The 20,475-nt window shown below is 59.3% G+C and carries 19 protein-coding genes; 12 read left to right on the top strand and 7 right to left on the bottom strand.

What is annotated here, in order from left to right; all coding sequences use genetic code 11:
• Window positions 1-77: 77 nt before the first annotated feature.
• Window positions 78-2,276, bottom strand: a complete 2,199-nt coding sequence (locus IEV00_RS10770) for a choice-of-anchor M domain-containing protein (RefSeq protein WP_188360379.1) — start codon at window positions 2,274-2,276, stop codon at window positions 78-80.
• Between the two features lie 169 nt (window positions 2,277-2,445).
• Here IEV00_RS10770 and IEV00_RS10775 point away from each other — a divergent pair, with 169 nt between their 5' ends.
• Genes IEV00_RS10775 through IEV00_RS10800 form a run of 6 tightly spaced genes read left to right on the top strand, consistent with a single transcriptional unit; the run spans window position 2,446 to window position 8,756 of the window.
• Complete coding sequence (locus IEV00_RS10775) at window positions 2,446-3,432, top strand: choice-of-anchor M domain-containing protein (RefSeq protein ID WP_188360380.1); 987 nt, start codon at window positions 2,446-2,448, stop codon at window positions 3,430-3,432.
• A complete protein-coding gene (locus IEV00_RS10780) occupies window positions 3,356-4,669 on the top strand; it encodes a TIGR03773 family transporter-associated surface protein (protein ID WP_188360381.1) in 1,314 nt (437 codons plus the stop codon). Before IEV00_RS10775 ends, IEV00_RS10780 begins: the two co-directional genes overlap by 77 nt.
• The gene (locus IEV00_RS10785) at window positions 4,662-6,179 is read left to right on the top strand and encodes an anchored repeat ABC transporter, substrate-binding protein (protein WP_188360382.1); all 1,518 of its coding nucleotides are present in this window, start codon (window positions 4,662-4,664) and stop codon (window positions 6,177-6,179) included. Before IEV00_RS10780 ends, IEV00_RS10785 begins: the two co-directional genes overlap by 8 nt.
• An 8-nt stretch (window positions 6,180-6,187) precedes the next feature.
• The gene (locus tag IEV00_RS10790) at window positions 6,188-7,147 is read left to right on the top strand and encodes a choice-of-anchor M domain-containing protein (RefSeq protein ID WP_229723202.1); all 960 of its coding nucleotides are present in this window, start codon (window positions 6,188-6,190) and stop codon (window positions 7,145-7,147) included.
• Window positions 7,144-7,905, top strand: coding sequence for a metal ABC transporter ATP-binding protein (locus tag IEV00_RS10795; RefSeq protein ID WP_188360383.1), 762 nt, complete (start codon window positions 7,144-7,146; stop codon window positions 7,903-7,905). Before IEV00_RS10790 ends, IEV00_RS10795 begins: the two co-directional genes overlap by 4 nt.
• Window positions 7,902-8,756: an anchored repeat-type ABC transporter permease subunit gene (locus IEV00_RS10800; protein WP_188360384.1), complete on the top strand. Its 855-nt coding sequence runs from the start codon at window positions 7,902-7,904 to the stop codon at window positions 8,754-8,756. The genes IEV00_RS10795 and IEV00_RS10800 overlap by 4 nt, the downstream gene beginning before the upstream one ends.
• Before the next feature lie 82 nt (window positions 8,757-8,838).
• Here the strand turns inward: IEV00_RS10800 and IEV00_RS10805 are convergent, their stop codons facing one another.
• Window positions 8,839-10,416 (bottom strand): MFS transporter, encoded by a 1,578-nt coding sequence (locus tag IEV00_RS10805; RefSeq protein WP_188360385.1) that lies wholly within the window; start codon window positions 10,414-10,416, stop codon window positions 8,839-8,841.
• A 96-nt stretch (window positions 10,417-10,512) separates the two neighbouring features.
• On the opposite strand from IEV00_RS10805, the gene IEV00_RS10810 reads away from it, so the two are divergent.
• A complete protein-coding gene (locus IEV00_RS10810) occupies window positions 10,513-11,031 on the top strand; it encodes a TetR/AcrR family transcriptional regulator (RefSeq protein ID WP_188360386.1) in 519 nt (172 codons plus the stop codon).
• A gap of 17 nt (window positions 11,032-11,048) precedes the next feature.
• Here IEV00_RS10810 and IEV00_RS10815 read toward each other — a convergent pair whose 3' ends face one another.
• Entirely contained in the window at window positions 11,049-12,524 is a 1,476-nt protein-coding gene (locus tag IEV00_RS10815; RefSeq protein ID WP_188360387.1) for a protein adenylyltransferase SelO, read from the bottom strand.
• 15 nt (window positions 12,525-12,539) lie between these two features.
• The gene (locus IEV00_RS10820; RefSeq protein ID WP_188360388.1) at window positions 12,540-12,803 is read right to left on the bottom strand and encodes a type II toxin-antitoxin system PemK/MazF family toxin; all 264 of its coding nucleotides are present in this window, start codon (window positions 12,801-12,803) and stop codon (window positions 12,540-12,542) included.
• Window positions 12,804-13,135: 332 nt separating this feature from the next.
• On the opposite strand from IEV00_RS10820, the gene IEV00_RS10825 reads away from it, so the two are divergent.
• From IEV00_RS10825 to IEV00_RS10840, 4 genes are all read left to right on the top strand, one after another.
• Complete coding sequence (locus IEV00_RS10825) at window positions 13,136-13,672, top strand: type 1 glutamine amidotransferase domain-containing protein (RefSeq protein ID WP_188360389.1); 537 nt, start codon at window positions 13,136-13,138, stop codon at window positions 13,670-13,672.
• Between the two features lie 169 nt (window positions 13,673-13,841).
• Window positions 13,842-14,162, top strand: a complete 321-nt coding sequence (locus IEV00_RS10830) for a putative quinol monooxygenase (RefSeq protein WP_188360390.1) — start codon at window positions 13,842-13,844, stop codon at window positions 14,160-14,162.
• 227 nt (window positions 14,163-14,389) lie between these two features.
• Entirely contained in the window at window positions 14,390-15,214 is an 825-nt protein-coding gene (locus IEV00_RS10835) for an NUDIX hydrolase (RefSeq protein ID WP_188360434.1), read from the top strand.
• 3 nt (window positions 15,215-15,217) lie between these two features.
• Entirely contained in the window at window positions 15,218-16,042 is an 825-nt protein-coding gene (locus IEV00_RS10840) for a thermonuclease family protein (RefSeq protein ID WP_188360391.1), read from the top strand.
• A 157-nt stretch (window positions 16,043-16,199) separates the two neighbouring features.
• Here the strand turns inward: IEV00_RS10840 and IEV00_RS10845 are convergent, their stop codons facing one another.
• The 3 genes from IEV00_RS10845 to IEV00_RS10855 form a co-directional block, all read right to left on the bottom strand.
• A complete protein-coding gene (locus IEV00_RS10845; protein ID WP_188360392.1) occupies window positions 16,200-17,318 on the bottom strand; it encodes an aminotransferase class I/II-fold pyridoxal phosphate-dependent enzyme in 1,119 nt (372 codons plus the stop codon).
• Window positions 17,319-17,326: 8 nt separating this feature from the next.
• Window positions 17,327-18,760, bottom strand: a complete 1,434-nt coding sequence (locus IEV00_RS10850) for an APC family permease (RefSeq protein ID WP_229723203.1) — start codon at window positions 18,758-18,760, stop codon at window positions 17,327-17,329.
• A gap of 243 nt (window positions 18,761-19,003) precedes the next feature.
• On the bottom strand, window positions 19,004-19,189 hold the full coding sequence (locus IEV00_RS10855) for a hypothetical protein (protein ID WP_188360394.1): 186 nt from the start codon (window positions 19,187-19,189) through the stop codon (window positions 19,004-19,006).
• A gap of 340 nt (window positions 19,190-19,529) precedes the next feature.
• Between IEV00_RS10855 and IEV00_RS11280 the strand changes: the two genes are divergently transcribed.
• Entirely contained in the window at window positions 19,530-19,913 is a 384-nt protein-coding gene (locus IEV00_RS11280) for an ATP-binding cassette domain-containing protein (RefSeq protein WP_373868245.1), read from the top strand.
• Window positions 19,914-20,475 lie beyond the last annotated feature (562 nt).

A 20,475-nucleotide genomic window follows, 5' to 3' on the forward strand; every position in this document is an offset into this window, starting at 1 on the left:
GGTTTTCGGCTACGAATTTGGCGCCGAAAACCGCTTTTCTGCACCAGTGACCTGGTTGGGCGAGAGCAAATAGAGCGCTAGCTCTTTCGACGGCGTCGTGCCGTCAGAGCCACGCCCACCGTCAGAAGTACCAGGCCGGTGACCGTAACCGAAGCGGCTCCAAAGCCAGTCTGGGCCAGGGATGCCGGAGCCTGCGATAGCTCAGGGCCAGCCACCTGGTTTTCGGCCCCACCCTGGGGCGAGAGAGCCTGGTCTCCAGCGGACTCAGCGTTTGCCTGCCGCAGGGCCGGGTTGAAAAGGTCCGGTGAAATCGCCGAGGCACCCTGTCCCAAGTCCGCGGGGGCAGATAAAGCCGGTTCGGCTTCTGTGTTTTCTACCGGTTCTGCCGCTTCTTCAGGCAGGACGGCGTCCGGGGCAGTTTCGCCCGCAGGGTCAGCCGGGGCCGCGGTGGGGTTCTCGGAGGGCAGTTCAGCAACCACCTCTGAGGAAGAAGTATCAGAGGGTTCAGCAGGAGACTCCGTGGCTTCTTCCGAGGGAGCTTCTTCCGCAGGCATCTCGGTGGGCTCACCGGGAGCAGTCGGCTCGGGGACGGGCTCAGAACTCGGTCCAGGCGCAGGCTCTTCTGAGGGTTCAGCAGTCGGTTCCTCCGTGCCTACAGGGGCGGGTTCCTCAGCGTTTTCAAGCACCTCAAAGGAACCGCTACCGCTCTGCGGGGTGGTGTTTTCAAACGGATTTTCGAGCTTCACAGAAGAGGTGGCTGCATTCATATCGGGGTGGGGAATCACGTCAACCCGGGGGAAGGTGCCGTTCATATACTTGCTTGCTTCAAAGTACTGCTCGGCTACACCGTCTGTCACCACAGACTTAAAGGCGAGAGTCGGGTAGACCTCCTCTCCCTCGCTGAAAAGGCCACCGCCGATGAAACCGCGGAAGTTCTTGTCTTTAAACTCCACCCGCAGCTTAGAGATATTGGGGTCACCGGTGGGTTCAACGGTCACCGTGTAGTCACCAGAGGTGGGGGTGTAGAAGGAGGTCGGCAAAACAGTATTGCGGGCATCGGGAATCTCCACCGGCCAGTCTCCATTGCCGGAAGATGATGAGACCGAGGCTGCCTCACCCGGCATAAACTCAAGGGGCGCGGAAATCCAGCGGGCGGCGTCGTCCTCACCCTCAGCGGGGGTGAAAACCGCCTGAATCTGCGAGTTCTCAGAGCCCAGCATTTCAGGCCATACAGCCTTGCCGTCTTTGACCTCAAGGTCGGTCAAGAAGTAGCCGTTGATAAAGAGGGTCAGGGTGCCAGACTTGGCCGAGCCGGAGGAGAAGGAAATGTCGGTGAGCTTCTCGTCGCCGGCGTTTTCCCGGCCGGTGTGGGGAGCCAGAGAGAGCTGGTAGTCAGCGGAAGAAAGATCGCCCGTGGGAGCCGCATTGTAGCGGTCCTGGGTTGAAACCGAGGTGACTACTCCCTCGCCAGAGACAGGCTTCTGCCCGCCCACCTGCCACACCAGGGTGGTGGGTTCGGAGGCAATTGCGCGGCTACCATCGGCGCTTCTTGCCACCGTACGATAGGTAACCTCATAGCGGCCGGGCTTGGAGAACAGGGTGTAATTGTGGCTGTGGGTGCCCTGGTGGAGCAGGTAGGAGTGCAGCCCTAAAGAGGTGGAACTGAGCATGCGCCGGGCATCTGCCTTGGTGCCCCAGTCGGTAAAGCGGAAGAGATCCATGGTGCCGGGGCCATTGACGGAAAGAATGTCGGTAGCAAAGGTTCCATCGCGGAATTCTTCTACCGGAATTGCGCTGTCAGCACCCAGGCCCGCCCAGATGGGATCCTGGTTGTAGCGGGGAAGCTGCGGAGCCATGTAGTAGTCGCGGCCGGGCTCGCCCAGCCACTCAAGCGCCGGGTGGCCGTCCGTGGTGAAGATGTACTGGTTGAGCCCTTCGCCTTCACCAGACCAGCCCTTGCCCACCCAGTTGACGGTCTGTTCCAGGGGCACATCTTCGGGGCCGTTGCCGTGCAGGTTGGCCTCGCTCTTGAGGGCAAAGTTCCCGTTTTCCCAGAAGGCCTTGGGGGCATCAACGTGGCCCTGGGTGGCCACGTATTTGCCGTCGTCCGGGCCCGCTACAGCCGGGGTAATACAGCCCAGAGCTAGGGCGAGCGCCAGGCTGGCAACCGCCGAGGCGCGGGTGAGAAGAAGATGGGATTGAGATGAGGGACGACGCCGCGGGCGGCGCGCTGAGGTGCTGGGGTCTGCGAAGTGCTGCTTGCTTTGTGTGTGCATAGCTGTCTTTCTAGCTGAGGTGCCCCGCGCGAGATGCGGAGGAGGGCTGAGTGTGAACAAGCAGAACCATAGCATAATTGATAATGATTATCATTAAGGATATTGTACTGCTGTTGGCGCACCTCGCCACGCACTCACACATTCCTCTAAAGAACTAGAAAGTTCGCACATGAAAACTAAATCTACCTACCGTTTTATTGCCGCAGGTGTGCTGACTCTGGGCCTGACCGCCGGCTCCCTTCCCGCCCACGCGGCCAGTGCCACCCACATTATTGAAAGCGTACATACCGACGCAATTTCAGCAGATATCACCAACAAGCAGCTGGATCTTTTCTCCTACGCCGACCTTCCCGAAACCGGCCACACCAAGCTCAATGCCGATGACATTGCCTTTTACCTGCCCGATAATCCCGCCACCCGCATGAGGGTTCCCGCGGGCTACGAGTTCATTGCCGCCGAGGGTCAGCAGGTATGGTTTGCTCCCCAGAACCAGATTCAGGGAGTGCTCTGGCCCGGCTGGAATACCCAGGATATTTCCCCCGGCGAGGTTGCCGGCGACTCGCTGACCATGGAACTGGTGGGGGCAGAGACTCCCCAGGGCGGATCGGTTGAAATCTTCCAGTCGCCCCAGCTCGGGCAAGACGGACCGGTACGCATTTGGTCAAGCGACGAAAATTTTAAGTCCTACCAGCAGCCGGTGAACTCCCACGTGCACGCCAACTGGGCTTTTACCCAGAAGGGCATCTACAAGCTCACCTTTAGGGTTTCGGGCACCCTGGTAGACGGCACGCCCGTCTCTGACCAGCAGACCTACGTATTTGGGGTGGGCGAGAAGCCGCAGGACGGCGCCGTCGAGACTCCCAGCCCCGCGGCAACTACTCCTGCCGCCCCGGTAGAGCCTTCGGCTCCTGCTGAAACCGCCCCTCCTGCCTCTGTGGCACCCGCTGCCCCTGTTACCTCTGAGGCTCCGGCAGCTCCTGCTGAGCAGCCCCCTGCCGACCAGCCCACCACCAGCCAGCCGAGTGCTCCTGCACCTGAGGCCCCGCGCCCACCCGCCCCGGCGGCGTCCACCCCACAGAGTGCAGCCCCCAAGGTTTCCCAGCCGGCACAGCCCAAGGCCACCTCCCCCGCCCCCCGCAGTAGAGGTAGCCCCTGAAGCCGAGGCTCCCGCAGCGCAAGCTCCTGCCGAAACGACTCCTGAAGAAGGAGCCCCCGCCGCAGGTAGCGCTGGTTCAGGCGTAACCTCCTCGGGTAGCTCTTCGGCTGCTCAGTCAACCGGTAACCAGCCCGCAGCCCCGCTCGAGCAGTGCATGGCGGTGGAAGAGGTGGTTGAGGCCGCTCCCGCTCAAGACAACTCTGACCGGGCAAAAGCCGGCGCAAACACCGCCTCGAACAGTGACAAGGCTGAGTTCCGCCCCGCCGTGCTGAAAGCAGATCGACCAGCTTTCACCATTCAGACCGCAGTAAATTCCGGCCAGAACCGGGCAACCGACGGCCACTTTGACTTCGGTGCGGTACTGGCAGGCGGTAACCTCTCGGCTCAGATTAAAGACGACCGCACCCAGCCCGCCCGCTGGGGCGCCCCGCAGGACTTCACCTTTGTACTCGGTGATGCCGCAAAGACCAAGCTGCCCGGTGGCATGGAAAATATAGCGCCCGCCGGTAGCGAGGTCTACCTGATCGGCGCCACCCAGCAGGCGGGAGTGCCCTGGCTAGGCTGGAACACCCAGAACCCCGAGCTGATTAAGCAGGCCAGCGGACCCGTGACCCTGAGCCTCAAGTCAGTGAACGGACCGGGCAAGATGTCGGTCTTCCTCTCGGGCAACTTTGGCGGTAAGGGAACCACCGTTTTTGACGGCCCCGGCAGCTCCTTCGAGGTGCCCATCAACACCCACCAGCACGGTAACTGGGTCTTTACCAAGGCGGGCCACTATACCGCCACCGTAGAGTGGTCGGTCAAGCTGAAGAACGGCTCCACCAAGACCGCCCAGGGCACCCTGCACTTTGAGGTGGGCGACGCCAAGGACGCCGCCGGCTCGGCTTCCGATGCAGCGGCAGGTTCCGAGAACCGCGGCTCGGGAGAGGCAGGCTCTCAGGGGGGTCAGCAGGGCAATGATTCCAAGGCCGAGAAGCAGCGGGGCACCGTCGATGAGGCCAGCGGTATTGTTACCAAGCCCGATGGATCCAAGGTGAAGATTGTGGGCAAGACTGCCTCAGGTGCTGACTGCAACCTTTCCGGCGAAGAGCTCAAGAATGCCCAGCAGGCCTCTGCCCGAGGAGAGCTCGCCTACACCGGCTCATCGCACGTCTTAGCCCTGGTAGTCGGTGGCGCCCTGCTCACCCTGGCCGGTGCAGCTGCCCTGCTGGTGGCCCGACTGCGCAAGAATGCGTAAATCGCTCGGAATTCTGGCTACCCTCTGCCTGCTTCTCTGCACCTCCTGCTCCGCCCCCACCGGTAGTTTGAAAGCCCTGGGGGCAGGTGCAGAGAAGCCGCAGGTGGTTGCCACAACCGCTGTGATTGCAGACCTTGTTCGGAGCGTTGCCGGAGACAGAGCTCAGGTCACCTCGCTCATTCCGCAGGGAGCGGACCCTCACTCCTACGAGCCCTCCCTGCGGAATATTCGCGACGTGGCATATGCCGATGTAGCCTTCACCAACGGCATGTTGCTGGAGCCAAACAAGCTGCTAAAAGCCGTGGAATCCAACCTTCCCAGCGATGCCCGGCAGGTAGCAATCGCCGAAAACATTGAGAGCTACGGGGGCAAACTCGAGCCCATGGTTGAGGATTCTTCCTTAGACTCCATCTGGCTGGGGCTGCGCGTAGAGGCACCCCACGCCACAAGCGATTCCACCGATACCGTGACCTTCCATGCTGAATCAGCTGAGGGCCCGGGCCGCATGGCAGCTTTCATCACCCAGACCTTTGGTGCGGTAGAGGTGGTTGCCTCAACGGAAGAAGCCGGTTCCACCGACCTCCCCCTAGCTGCCCACACCCACCTTTCCTGGGGCTTTACCGCCCCGGGCGAGTACCGGCTCACCGTCTCCGCCGATGCCCCGGAAGGCTACGCGGATGTGCCGGGCAGCGCCGTCCACTTTGTCGTGGGTGAAGACCCCAGCAGCGCCGCCGCCCGGCTGGGAGCCGACACCGCGATACTCGATGCCGGCCACGCCGACCTCACCGCGCAGGTGGAAACCGGCAAACTGGTGATTCGCACCGATACCGACGGCGAGGTGAAGGAGTACGACCCGGCCCACACAGTGATTGCGGTGCCCTCCAACACCCTGCAGGAGATTCCCGCTGGCTCCCAGTACAGATTCCTGGGTTCGGGAGGCGACCAGGTCTACCTGCTGGCCCAGGCCGTCGTGGGCAAGCACGTGCACGGGGAGATCGACCCCCATCTGTGGCACTCGGTGCCCAACGCCATTGCCGCGGTACAGCTCATTCGAGACACCCTGGTGGCCCAAGACCCGGCCGGGGCTAACGTTTATAAGAAAAACGCTGCCAACCTGATAGAGGAACTCGAGAATCTTGACCGCGAGCTAGCCGAGACCTACGGTTCACTCCCTCAGGGGGCGAAAAACCTGGTGACCACCCATGACGGCTACCGCTATCTCGCCACCACCTACGGGCTGAAGGTTGCGGGCTTCGTTTCACCGGCACCGGGGTCGGAACCCAGCATTCAGCAAAGGCACCGCCTGCGCCAGACCGTAGAAGATCTGCACGTACCCGCCCTCTACCTGGAGCACGGTTCCCTACAGGTTGCCCCGGTTCTTGAGCAGGTAGGGAAAGAGACCAACACCCGGGTCTGTGAGCTCTACTCAGATTCTCTCGACGCTCAAGCACCCCACTACGCCGATATGATGCGCGCCAACGCGCAGACCATCACCACCTGTTCACGATAGGAAAATCAGTGAAAATAACACGCACACTCGTTTGCGCGGGAGCCTCTGCGCTACTGGCCCTGGGCCTGCCCGCCGCACGGGCAGAGGAAAATGCCCCGGCCGAAGAAAAGGCACTGGAACAGAGCCTCTCCGCCAGCGAACCCGTAGAAACCGGCCACACCGAAATCTCTCACGGCCACGTGGATATGGGCCCCACCTTTGTTGACGGCAAGTGGGAGCTCATGTTCCATGATGACCACGGAACCGAACCCGTGTGGCGCCTGCCTGAAGACGTGGTGCTCAAGGGCGGAGATAGCGCCCTGCTACCCAAGCCCGATGACCCCCGCTACAACTTTGTCTCCGCCGATGCCGGCGAAGAAGTCTACGTTATTCCCCAGACCGAAGCCGAAGGTGTGGTCTGGCCCGGTTGGAACACCCAGGATCCAGAGGTTCTCTCCCGGCTCGACCAGGGGGTAACCTTCACCCTGGATAAGGTAGAAGGCCCCGGCCAGTTCAGTCTCTACCTGGAAAACGGCAACTTCTCGGAGCCTGAGGTGCTCTGGTCTTCTGATAAGTCTGAAAAGCAGGATATTTTCGTAGAGCCCAACACCCACACCCACGCCAACTGGGTTTTCACCGAGCCGGGCGCCTACTTTCTCACCGTAACGGTTCACGCTGACCTCGCCGATGGCAGCCACGTTACCGATACCGAACGTCTCCAGTTTGCCGTGGGCGATTCTGTCTCTGCCGACCAGGTTTTTGAGCAGGCAGCGGCGAAGGGGCCGGTAGATTCTGCCGGTTCGGCGGGTGCTGAGGACGACGCCGCGGCAGCTTCCGATGCGGACGCTGCGGCTTCTGAAGGCGGGCTTTCGGCTACTACTCTTGCAGTTTTGATTGCTCTGGCTCTTCTGGTGCTGGCCGCCCTGGGCTTCCTGCTGCTTCGCCGCGGCCGATCGGCTCGCTCCCAGGCTGAAAGCGAGCTGAAGTGAGTCAGCCCTCCCCCCTCCTCAAGCTACAGGCGGTCGATGCTGGCTACCCCGGCCGCAGTGTACTCAGCGGAGTAAATTTCACCCTTGAAGCCGGAGAATTCGCCGGACTAATCGGTGCCAACGGGGCGGGTAAAACCACCCTCTTTCGCACCGTGCTCGGCCTTATCAAACCCCTGAGCGGTGAGGTTACCATCGCGGGAAAACCTCCCAAAACAGTGCGGTCTGGAATCGGCTACGTGCCCCAGAAACACCTCTTCGCCTGGGATTTTCCCATCACCATTGCTGAGACCGTGATGACAGGGCGCACCCACCTCATGGGCATGTGGCGCAGAGCCGGGAAAGAAGACTGGAAACAGGTTTTCACGGCCCTAGAACGGGTGGGACTCACCGACCTGCGCAACCGACCAATTGCCGAGCTCTCGGGTGGGCAGAGGCAGCGCGTCTTGCTGGCCCGGGCCCTTTCCACCGCGCCGTCCTTACTACTGCTCGACGAACCTTTTACCGGCGTAGACGCCCCCACCCAAACGATGCTCATCGAACTCTATCGGTCGCTGGTGGCTGAGGGTATGACCATACTGATGTCCACGCACGATATGTACTCAGCGGCAACCTCCTGTTCGCGCATTATCGGCCTGCGGGGCGGGGTTGACCTTGATGCCCCGGCAGATCACTTCTCGGTGGAGGCCCTGCACCGCTGGCTTCTGGGGGCTGACCTGGCTGCACCTGCGAACCTAGCTAGCTGCGAGGTATCCGCATGATTACCCCGCTGGATTTTATCGCTGACCTCTTCAACCCCAATCTGAGCTTTCTTCCGCGAGCGCTGGCGGCGGTGGTGATCTCTTCGATTGTCACCGGGGTGGTGGGCTGCCACGTGGTCATGCGGGGCATGGTCTTTATTGGCGACGCCGTGGCGCATTCTGTCTTTCCGGGCCTAGCCGTTGCCTTTGTGCTGGGAAGCAACCTGCTGGTGGGCGGGCTGGTTGCCGGTGTTCTTACCGCAATTTTGGTGGCTATCTTCTCGCAGAACCAGAAACTCCGCGAAGATTCCGTGATCGGCATATTTTTTGCTGGTGCCTTTGCCCTGGGTATCGTGGTGATTTCCCTTTCCCCCGGTTACTCGGGGTCAGTGCAGGACTTTCTCTTTGGCTCCATTGTGGGAATCTCCGGTGGAGACGTGCTGATTTCCGCCTGCGTGGCACTGGGGATTCTGGGGGTACTGGGACTTTTTCACCGGCATATTGTCACCGTTTCCCTCGACCGGGAAAGCGCCCGGGCCGCCGGGCTGCCGGTGCTCTGGATTGATATTGCCCTCTACGTTCTGGTGACCGTCTCGGTGGTTATTTCACTCAAAACCCTGGGCAACGTGCTGGTGCTGGCTCTGATTGTGATTCCGCCGTCTGCGGCACGCCTGGCCTGCTCCCGGCTAGGACCCATGATGGTTTTTGCCCCTCTTTTTGGCTGCCTGTCTTCTACCCTGGGGCTCTACTTCTCCTGGGCCTTTAATCTGCCGGTGGGCGGCACAATCGTACTGACCATGATTACCGGCTTCTTGCTGACCACCTTGGTGCGGCCGGTAGCGGGTCTAAAGATGAGATTCCGGGCGGCATAAGTTCTCCCTGGGGTTAGTGCCGTTTCCCTGTGGAAAATTGCCAGGGAAACGGCGCTAACCCCAGGGAAAACCCGCGGGGAAACTAGTGTTCAGCGGGCTCCGCATGGGGGTCAGCCCCGCGGAGCATCAAAAATGCCATGCCAGCTGTTGCAAGCATCAGCACAGCGCTAATGGCTGCGGTGATCACAACGCCCGAATCGAAAGCGTGGGCGGCGGCGTCCAGCAGAGAAGCACCCAGGGAGCCGCCCACTTCCTCAGCCACCCGGGTGGCCCCGCCCAGGGTCTCGCTTGCCGAGTAAGCCTGGGCTTCGCTGAGCCCAGTAGGCAAAGCAATGGAGGCGCTGTAGGCAGCGGTGAGAATACCACCCAGAACGGCGGTGCCCATCACGGCCCCGGTCTCATAGGAGGTTTCAGAAATCGCCGAGGCTGCCCCCGCTTTTTCGGGCTTCACAGAAGAGAGCATGAGGTCGTTGGAGAGAGTCTCCGACATGCCTACGCCCAATCCCAAAATCAGGAAGGCAACCATGAGTACCGCGTTAGATTCTCCGCCGAGCACCACAACCAAGCCGTAGGCAAGAGCATTCAGCAACATGCCGCCTGCCACCAGGTAGGCGGGATGAATCTTAGGTACCAGGCGCACCACCAGCAGACCGGCCACCATGGTCACCAGGGTGCCCGGAACCAAGAAGAGCCCAGCCTCCATAGCGCTCATACCCGAGACCAGCTGCAGGTGCTGGGAGACAAAATAAATGAAACCGACCATGGACATCATGGCAAGCAGGTTTGCTGAAATTGCGCCGGTAAAGACCTTATTGGTGAAGAGGCGAACGTCCAGCATAGGGGTCTCCCTGCCCAGCTGACGGCGCACAAAGAAGTAGCCCAGCACCAGCCCCAGCAGAGCAGAAATAAAGAAAGCGACATCGAGGCCCTCTTTAGCCACGTGCTTGATTGCAAAGGTCAGCGAGGTCATTGCAACCATCACCAGGCCAATTGAAACCGGGTCAACGGGGCCGGGACTAGGGTCTTTAGATTCAGGAATCAGAAAGGGCGCCAGCAGCAGAAAAGGAATCAGCACGGGAACCGCCATCATAAAAACCGCGCCCCAGCTGAAGTGCTCCAAGATAAAGCCGCCCACCACGGGGCCAAGCGCCGCACCGGAGCCGAAACCCGCCGCCCAAATCGCCAGCGCGGTGCGGCGTTCATTGGGGTTGAGGAATATATTGCGAATTAGGGAGAGGGTGGAGGGCATGAGCATAGCGCCGAAAAAGCCCAGGCCAGCGCGCGCGACGATCAGCCATTCAGCGGACGGCGCGAAGGCGGCCAGCGCTGAAACGGCGGCAAAGCCGGTGGAGCCGATTATCAGCAGTTTTTTGCGGCCAATGCGGTCGCCGATAGAGCCCATGGGCACTAGCAGCCCCGCCAGAACCAGCGAGTAGGCGTCGATAATCCAGAGTTGCTGAAGGCCGGTGGGTTCTAGCGCCTGCGCAATTTTAGGAATCGCGAAAGAAAGCACCGTGTTATCGATGGAGACCAGAAGCACGGGGAGCATCAAGACCGCCAGCGCGCTCCAGCGTTGGCGGGGTGTGGTTTTTGCCTGGCCGGTATAGCGAACCGGATCAGGGTTGGGATTGACCACCGGTATGGGTGCTGTCAGCGGCATGTTCTCCCCCGTTTCTTAACTGTACCAACTAGACGGTTTACCTCAGGTTACTGTACCAACTGGACGGTCAAGTGGCAATGCATTAGATTTGTGACCATGAGCGCGAAAGAGAAAATTCTTCAGGCCTACGAGTCAATCCTCATCAACGAGGGAGAAAAAGCAGCCACCATGGACTCCGTGGCACGCGCCGCCGGGGTCTCCAAGGGCGGTTTGCTCTACCACTTCCCTTCCAAAGAGGCTATGGCGGCGGGGGTGGTTGAGCGCTTCACCGCTCTTGCCCAGCAGGATTTAGAGCTCATGCAAAACTCAGCAGAGGGTGCTAGCACCTACTACATCAACGTTTCCTTTTACGAGGATTCCGACTTTGACCGCTCCATCGTGGCAGTTTCCCGCCTGGCGCAGGAGTCTAACCGGGCGGCGTCCGCAGCGCTAAAGGAGTCGCAGGACGCCGTAACCCGGCTGATCGAGCAAGAGGTGGGGGACTCCGCCACGGCTCGCGCTATTGTTCTTCTGGCAGACGGCATGTACTACAACGCGGCGTTTATGGGTACCGAGGGGCAGGCAGAAAACGATCGAGAAATCCTGCTGGCAGCGGTGAAAAAGCTGAGGGGATAGCACCTGCACCAAGAAGTTTAGGTTCCGCAGAAACTTCTAAAGAAACGGGACTGCTCGGGGGCAGATTCTAGGTCTTCACAACCGGGCTTATGTTTATAGGGTTCTCGAATCGCCGAGAGGAGCCGCTCTAGGGGTTCTTGGTCGCCGGCTTCCACGGCGCGAAGGGCGGCGTCGAGGGCAAGATTGCGGGGAATATAGACGGGGTTGGCTTGCTCCATAAGCTCCCGCGCAGCCTGTTCGGAAGTTCCGGTCTCGGCCCGCAAGCGCAACAGCTCAGCCCACCACTCTTTCAGCAGACCGGAATGAGAACTCATCTGCCCGAGCGCCTCAGGCAGCTCAATCCCTTCTTCGTTCTCTGCCAGCACCCTGAAGAACCCCGTGAAGTCCAGCGAGTCCACCTCAAGCAGGTCAAAGGTTTTCTCTACTAGGGCATATACCTCAGCGAGAATATCCGCAGGGGCACCCTGCACGTCCAAGCCGAATTTGCGCGCAAAAACCCGGGCGGCGGCGTCCTGATAAAAATCTTCAAACCCTTCAAGCACAAAAGTTGCGCGGTCAATCGCGCGATTCGGGTCTTCGTCGATAAGGTCCAGCAGCACCTCGGCAAAACGGGTGAGGTTCCAGCGAGTTACCGCCGGCTGGTTCTTGAACCGGTAGCGGCCCTGCCGGTCAATAGACGAATAGACAGCATCCCGCGAGAAAGCATCGATAAAAGCGCAGGGACCAAAGTCGATTGCCTCACCCGAAATCGCCACGTTATCGGTGTTGAGTACCCCGTGCACAAAGCCCAGACCGCTCCAGGCAGCCACGAGTTCCGCCTGACTTTTTACCACCGCCTGCAGAAACTCCAAGGCGGGGTTCTCTGCATTTTTCACCTCGGGATAGTGGCGGTTGAGCGCGTATTCCACCAGGTCAGACCGAGTTTTTGGCTCGCACTGCATGGCGGCGAACTGAAAGGTCCCCACCCTGATATGCGATGCCGCCACCCGCACCAAAATACCGGCGGGCTCCGGCAGGGGCGAACGACGCCGCACGGTTTCACCTGTCTCAATCACCGCGAGCGCGCGACTGGTCGGCAGACCCAGAGCGTGCAGGGATTCACCGATGACCGCCTCCCGCCAGACAGCCGAAAGGGGCGCCTTGCCGTCTGAGCCGGGTCTGGAGAACATGGTGGTGCCGCTACCCTTGAGGTGCAGGTCTTTACCAGCCAGCTCGCCGACTAAATGAGCTCGGCCATCCCCGAGCACCGGGGAGAGCTGGCCAAATTGAAAGCCCGAATAGGCAAGGGCGTAGGTGTTTGATTCGGGGCCCGCTTGGCCGGTAAGCCACTGTAGACCCGCCGGGGTTTTGAGGAAGTCGGCGTCGAGGCCGAGTTCACGGGCCAGGGGCTCGTTGACCCAGGTGACTTTAGAGCCAGCGGGGATATCAGGTTCTGCCGCGAAGGCGAGCTCCCCGAAGGCTGTGGCGTAAGTGTGTTCAAGGGTGGGTGCCATAGAACCAGTCTAAATCTAGAGAGCAAGGTGCAGCTTCAGCGCGTAGTCAATCTGCCACATGGTTCGAGAGCTCAAAGTACCCAGGTAGTCGCCCAAACGATTCACTGACACCGTGCGAATCTGTTCCGCCCGTGCCTTAGATTCTTTGCCCAGTCCACTTTCATGAGCTGGTAATAACACCTGAAATGGTGCAACAAACCTAACGTTACTTGTTATCGGCAGAACGGTGACAGTTCCTCTCAAAGACTCTGCAACTATAGCTACAGGCTCTCGGTACATGTAAACACCGGCAAATCTTCTAAGGTACAAGTGTGGTCCCCGGGTACAAGACAATACTTGTACCCGGGGACCACGCTTGTACCCTAGATAGCCCGGCAAGAAGAAACTTGTACCTTGTCCCCACCAAGTTTTCCCGAGTGGCCATTTTTATACCGAAAATCAGCCAAAAACGGTCTAAAAATGGCCACTCGGCAGGGGGGAGGGAGCCAGCAAGGCGCCTCTCCGCGCTCAGTGAACCTGACGCAGTGCCCTTTTCATAAACCCACCTGTGCTGAAATGATAGGGAAGGTAGAAATAATCAGCACACTGCCCATTGGCAGAAAGGAAAGACAATGACTGATCTGACCGGTAAGAAGGTTCTCGCGCTAGCAAGCCAGGGCGTGGAGCAGATTGAGTTCACCTCGCCCCGCGAGGCTCTGGAAAAGGCCGGCGCTGAGGTAACCTTGGCCTCCCCCGACGGCAAGGAGTTCCAGGGCATGGAGAGCGACTGGGAGAAGAAGGATTTCTTCACCCCCGACCTGAAGGTGGCAGAGGCCAAGGCCGACGATTACGATGCCCTCCTGCTGCCCGGCGGCACCCTCAACGCAGATGCTATGCGTCTTGATGAGGACGCCCGCGCCCTCGTTCGCGAGTTCCTGGCAGCTGAGAAGCCCGTTGCCGCTATCTGCCACGCCCCCTGGCTGCTCATTGACGCCGGCGTGGCCGAGGGCCGCAAGCTGACTTCTTTCACCTCGGTGGTTCCCGACCTTAAGAATGCCGGCGCCAACTGGGTTGATGAAGAGGTTGTGGTAGATGGTTCCCTGATTACCAGCCGCAACCCCAACGACCTCGAGGCTTTCAACGCCGCTATCATTGAGAAGCTGGCATAAGTTTTATTCGGTTTCCCTGCCTCATGCGCAGGCGCCCGCTAACTGACCCTCTCGCGGCTCGCGCGGACGCTCGCACGCGATTCACGCCAGCCCCAGCCAGTTAGCGGGTCCGCCTGCGCATAAGGCCAGTAGGGCTTTCGAATAAACTTTTTAGAGAAAGAAGAATTACATGATTTTTATTGTTGTGAAGTACCAGGTCAAAGACGGCAAGCGCGATGAGTTCCTGGTTGCCACCCGCGAGTTCACCGAGGCTACCCGCGCGGAGCCCGGCAACAAGTGGTTCGAGTGGTCGCTGAGCGTTGAGGACCCCAACGAGGTTGTGCTGGTTGAGGCGTTTGAGGACGACGCCGCCGCGGCTCACGTGAATTCCGAGCACTTTGCGAAGGGCCTGGAGGCTATGAGGCCCTGGCTGACGGCAACCCCTAAGATTATTTCCCGCACCATTGAGGGCCAGGACTGGGATCGGATGGGCGAGCTCCAGGTTGATTAGCGCGAAGCGCACATCAACTCGGAGCGAGCCCGAGTAAAGGATGCCGCCCCACCGCGAAGAGAGCTACAGAGTGCTCGAGAAGCGGAAGGGGTGGCGTCCTTATTTTTATGGCGGGCGGGAGTGGCGGGGGTTTGCGCAAAACCTCCCCGCGGGGCGTCTTTTTTCACTAGAATGGGAGAGCTGCTTTAATTTTTTTTGACCGGAACTAGTTGCAGGAGTTTTATTTGATGGTGACCCCTAGCCAGGAGCCCCAGAATCCAGTGGAACCACAGGAAGAGAACCATAGTGGTGCTGTGACTCTTGCGGTGTCTACCGTGATTCTTGCACTGCGTAAGAAAGAGGGCGAGTCGCGCCATTCTTTGTGGTTGCCGCTGGTGCGTCGTTTGCGGGAGCCCTATAAGGGTCAGTGGGCTCTGCCGGGTGGCCCGCTGGCTGCTGATTTGTCTTTGGAGCAGGCTGCCGGTTCTACGCTGAAGCGGGCAACCGGTCTGGTTCCCGGTTATCTGGAGCAGCTGTATGCGTTTGGTGAGGTGATGCGCACCCCTGACCACAAGATTCATCGTGATGGTTCTGGTCCGCTACCTGTTCCTACCGAGGGTGGGGAGAATGACCGCACGGTATCGGTGGTCTACTGGGCTTCGATTCCGGCAACCGAGGTGAGCCGCACCCGCGTGCACGAGAACATCCGTTGGTTCCCGGTAGACGAGCTGCCCGTTCTGGCTTTTGACCACAATGAGATTGTTGAGTACGCAAAGTACCGCCTGCAGCGCAAGGTGGAGCATTCCCGTATTGCCCACTCTTTCCTGGGTGAGCAGTTCACTCTGGCGCAACTGCGGGAGGTCTACGAGGCTATTTTGGGTCGCGAGCTTGATCCGGCGAATTTCCGCCGCCAGATTGCCGCGTCTAAGTCGATTATTGATACCGGCAAGCGCGTAGAGGGTACCCGCCACCGCCCGCCGCGCCTCTACCGCTACGACCATTCTTTGGCCTTTGCTGACCAGGGCCCGCTGGGCATGTACCGCGCCGCCCAGCACGAGGCTGCCCAGCACTAGATTATGGCAGGCGTGAGAGTTTATCGTTCGCTGGCCCTGGGGGCACTGGGTCTTCTGGCGCTGGCGGGGTGCGGCGCGTCGTCCACCGAGCAGGCCGCCCCGGCGCCGTCCAAGACCGAATATCAGGACGGCCAGGCGGCAAAGGTGGTTTCGGTTCAGTCAGCGAACTCGCTGACGGTGGACGTGGACGGCGCCACCGAGCAGGTACGTATGGTCAATGTTGCTGCGCCCACGGAGAATAATAATGAGATGTCGGGTGCCTGTCTGGTGCAGGAATCTGCCGACTACCTCAAGAAAAAGCTACCCGAGGGCACCGAAATTACCCTGCAATTTGACGATGCCCAGATTGGTAGCACCGGCGCCCTGGACGCGGCGGTGTATCTTGGCGACGAGCTGATTAACGCCGATGTGGTGGGGGCGGGCATGGCCACCACCACCTATGCCACCGCCAAGGACGAGTTCTACTCGGAAATTTCTCAGGCCCAGCAGAGCGCCGCCGAGAAGAAAGTGGGCCTCTACGACCCGTCGATTGACTGCACCATTCCCTATCAGATTGCCCAAGCGCAGCAAAAGGTCAAATCTGCCGGGGAGCTCGGTGAAGAGGCTGACCGGGAGCGGGTTTATAAGGAGGCGTCGACGCTCTACAACCAGCTCTCTGAGGCAACCCAAGCACCGGCCCAGTGGGTTGGTTCTATTGTGACCCTCGATTCTGTGAGCACCCAGCTGGATGATCTCAGGGGGGCTCTGGACAAGAACTACTACGACGAGAACGGCATGAGCGAGGCCGACTACGCTTCGGCGACGGCGACGACGGGCCGGCCTGGGTAGGGGCTGCGGGTAGGGAAAGCACAAGGGGTATCGCTCCGGTTAACCTCCCTTAAACGTACGCTTCGCGATTCCGCTCACTCTTATGTGCTCGCGCGCTCGCACTTGTTTCGCTACATCCCGATGCCAGTTGACCGGAGCGATACCCCTTGGAGATCTCCTACAGCCTATCCAGGTAGTCGCTGATGAGTCGCAGGCCCTCCCGCAAGGTCTCTTCGTCACAGGTGTAGCCCAGGCGGTAGTGGCCCTCCACGCCGAAAGCGGAGCCTGGCGTCAAAAGCACCCCGTGGGTTTCGAGAATACCCACAGCGAAGGTGCGGGAGTCCACGGGAGCTTCCAGGCGTAGAAGAGCCGCCGAGCCGGCGTCCGGGGCAATCCAGGAGGCGCGGGACTCCCCCTCCAACCACTGCTCCACGATCGCACGGTTGCGGTTGATGATGGAGCGGGAACGGTTGAGCAGAGCCTCTTTGTTTTCAAGGGCCAGAGCCGCCAGCAGGTCGTCGAGGGCCCCCACCGAGATAATCGAGTAGTCGCGCTGGTCGCCAAAAGCGGCCTGCAGGCCCTCGGGCACCACGGCCCAGCCCACGCGTAGACCGGGTAGGGAGTATGCCTTGGAAACTCCGCCGGTGGCTATGCCCCTCTCGTAGAGATCGGCGATAGACTCTGCCGGCTCCACGCCCTCTGCTTCAACCCCGCGGTAGACTTCATCACAGAGAATGAAAGCGTCTACCGACCGGGCAACCTCCACGATTTCCGCCAGCATCTCGGTGGGAATCAGCGTGCCGGTGGGGTTGTTGGGGTTGGTGAGGCAGATGAGCTTGGTAGAGGGCTTGACGGCGCTGCGCAGCTGCTGCAAATCGGGCAGGTAGCGGTTCTCCGGCAGCAGGGGTAGCACGGTGGTCTCAGCCCCAATAGACTCGGCAATGGCCGCGTGCTGATCGTAGGAGGGGCTGAAAGAAATCACGTGGTCTTCAGTGCCGGTGAGCACCAGGTGGGCCAGGTGGTTGGCACCAATGGTTCCGTGGGCCAGCACCACCCGCTCGGGGCTAACCGTGCGGTAGGTGGAGGCAATCGCCGTCCTTACCCTCTCAGAGCCGGGAATCGCCCCGTAGCTGAGGCGGGTGTCGAGGAGTTCGTCGACGGCGCTCTCCCCCGCCCCCACGAGCTCCAGCAGTTCGCGGGTAGACAGGGCCGAGATGGAGGTTTCAGCGAGGTTGAGACGGGCGCGGTCTTCAAACTCGTTGAGCCACAGCTCCACGCCAAAGGGGGCGATTTTCATGGGTTCTCCTAAGCCTGAACTTCGCCGGCTTCGATCGCGTGGCCGAGCTTGGAGTGCTTATAGCCGTAGGCGAAGTAGTAGAGGTAGGCAACAACAATCCACAGCGCGCAGACAAGCAGGGTAATTGCCTGTAGCTGGCTAATAACCACCAGGCAGCCCAGCGCCGAGAGAATGGGCACCACGGGGTAGAAAGGCACCTTGAAAGTGCGGGGCAGATCAGGGTGGGTTCGGCGCAGAACCATCACACCGATGGAGACCACGAAGAAGGCCAGCAGGGTGCCCACCGAGGTCATCTCTGCCAGGAAGTTAATGGGAATAACGCCCGCCAGAATAGCCACAGCAACCGAGACAATCCAGGTGTTGGCCACCGGGGTCTTGGACTTGCTATCGACCTTGGCAAAGACGGGAGGAATAATGCCGTCGTGGGACATGGAGTAGAGAATGCGGGTCTGGCCGTAGAGCACCACCAGCACCACCGAGATGATGGAGATAATGGCGCCCGCCGCCAGGGCGGTAGAGAAGATGGTTGAGCCGGTGACAGCGGTGAGGATAGCCGCCAGTCCTGCCTCCTGGCCGTCAAACTGATCAACGGGCTGCGCGGCGATGGCCACGGTGGCTACGGCAACGTAGAAGGTAGTCACGATAACCAGCGAAAGAATGATTGCCAGGGGCATGTTGCGGCCGGGGTTCTTGGCTTCTGCGCCGGCGGTGGTCACGGCGTCCAGACCCACGAAGGTAAAGAAGACCACGCCCGCTGCGCCGAGAATTCCGCTGGCACCGGCGTTCCAGAAACCGGCAAAGTGATCGGTGTTCCAGCCCTGAATACCGATAGCCACAAAGAGGGCCAGCACAATCAGCTTGATAGCCACCATCACGGCGTTGGCGGTGGTGGACTCGCGAGCGCCGCGGGTCAGCAGAAAGCCGCAGGCGAGAATAAGGACGACGGCGGGCAGGTTGATGACACCGCCCTCCTCGGGGGCGTAGGAGAGGGCTTCGGGCAGGGTGAAACCAAAGAGGTTGTTCAAGAGCTCATTGATGTACTGGGACCATCCCACCGCAACCGCTGCCACGGAAACGCCGTATTCGAGCACCATGCAGGCGCCGATGAGCACGGCCACGCCCTCACCCAGGGTGGCGTAGGCGTAGGAGTAGGAAGAACCAGCTACCGGTACCGCGCCCGCCATTTCGGCGTAGCAGAGGGCGGTGAGGCCAGCGACCACGCCCGCGATGATGAAGGAGACGATAGCTGCCGGGCCCGCCATGGGAACGGTATCGGAGAGAATGAAGAAGATACCGGTACCGATGGTGGCACCCACGCCGAGGGAGACCAGCTGGGGCAGACCGATGTTGCGCACCAGACCGGGGCGGTCATGCGGGTTACCGTGACCGATATGTTCGTGAATGGGCTTGCGGCTTTTAAGCCGCTGTAGGACAGTTGCCACGCCGGGTCTCCTTGGGGCTCCACGTTTTGAAAGAATACTTATACATTCTAGTGTATGCATATTTGAGTTGGTGGAGGCAGGGCAGGTGGCATGAATCGCATATTCGGCCCCTAGTTGGAGTAGAGACCGAGAACGGCACTTCCCGCTTAGTAGGGGTGGCCAGACCCAGTCCCGCATACAACCCTTATCAAGGGTTGCCAAAGGATTGCTCATAAAGATACCCAAAGAAGCAAAAATGCCAAATTATTTACCTTTTTTGCGGGAAAGCCCAAACACACCTATCGCAACAATCCCGAAACTCAACCCAGTATAGATTGGATTAAACCATAGAATTTCTGGATTATTCTCAAAAAATGGTGTTCTTACAAAGAAGGCAACAATGCCAATCAATATCATAAGAACAAAAGCAGAATTTTTAATAAGTTTCATTTTAGTTAAATTGGTTCCTAAATAACGTAAAGTTAGATTTTAACTCCTCAGGGGGAGCCTACAGCAACAGCCATGGTTGGAGGAAGAGGGCACCAACCCACAAAGCTCCTCTACGGCCAGACATAGCTGGTCGCGGAAGTACCTTGCTGGTCGCAAAACCCAGCTCGAGAGTATAGTAATTCCTACCATATCAAGTTGCCCTACTCGCGACACTTCTGAGAGAAGAACCACTCACTAGAACCATTCAAAGGAATCAAAGATGATTCCCCTCTCTCAATGCCCGCAGTGTAGTACAAACCTATTAAACGAAATGACCGCTTACGAATTAAAAGTGGAGGGTATGAGTTTCGCCTACCCTCGCCGTCCCCATCTCATCAAAGATTTAAATACAACTTTTCGCCCGGGAGCTACTGTTCTCTTGGGTCCCAACGGTGCCGGAAAAACTACACTCTTATCTCTACTGGCAACCATCCACAACCCCAATCAGGGGTCTATTAGGTTAGTCGATTCGGAAAATGAACACTCCGCCATATCCAGCAAGGAAATAGCTAAGTATAGGCAACACATCGCATGGCTACCGCAACGGTTTGAACCGGTCTCTGGCCTAACGGTTAAGGAGCATGTGGCCTATTCAGGTTGGCTTAAAGGCATAAGGAGGTATCTGGGGGTCAGAAGCAGCAGCTCTGTTACTTTTTATCTCTGCCCCGCTAGCTTCCCTGTGTAGCGCATTAGAAGCAAGCTCGGAGAGAAGAAGGTTTGGAGTTATTAACCTAGCTACTCGTTCTGTTTTTAGGTGAGTACTCTTGCGAACATGGCCCAGTATTCTAGGAGCATGGGTAGTTCACACCTATGCGGTTCTCTTTCTTCTGGTAAAAGCTGGTCATAGCTACGGAAGTTATCTTCCAATAACATTAGCTGGATACTATGCAGCAATCGCTCTACATTCCCTGTGCGGGTATGCTCTTGGATATTACCTGCCCAAAATCTTAGCGATTTGTTGCGCGCTTGCCGGATCGTACGGTTGGGTAGCTTTCGCCTGGACGATTGAGCCTGTGCAGGTTAGGTATATGGCAGGCCCTGCCCTTGCACTTTGCTGTTCCCTTAGCGGGCAACTAGATGTAGCGCCCCAGTGGACTTTACTCTTATTTTCCTTTTTCGTGACTATAGCTGCTTACTTTGGACTAGCAGGGCTACTGGCAGAGAGAGGCAACAAATTCCGACTAGCCTACCGGGGTGGTAGAGCAATCCTCTGGGTTGCCTTTTGTTGTTTATTCGCCCGGAACTCT

The sequence above is a fragment of the Rothia aerolata genome (genome assembly GCF_014635585.1).
Lineage (GTDB): Bacteria > Actinomycetota > Actinomycetes > Actinomycetales > Micrococcaceae > Rothia > Rothia aerolata.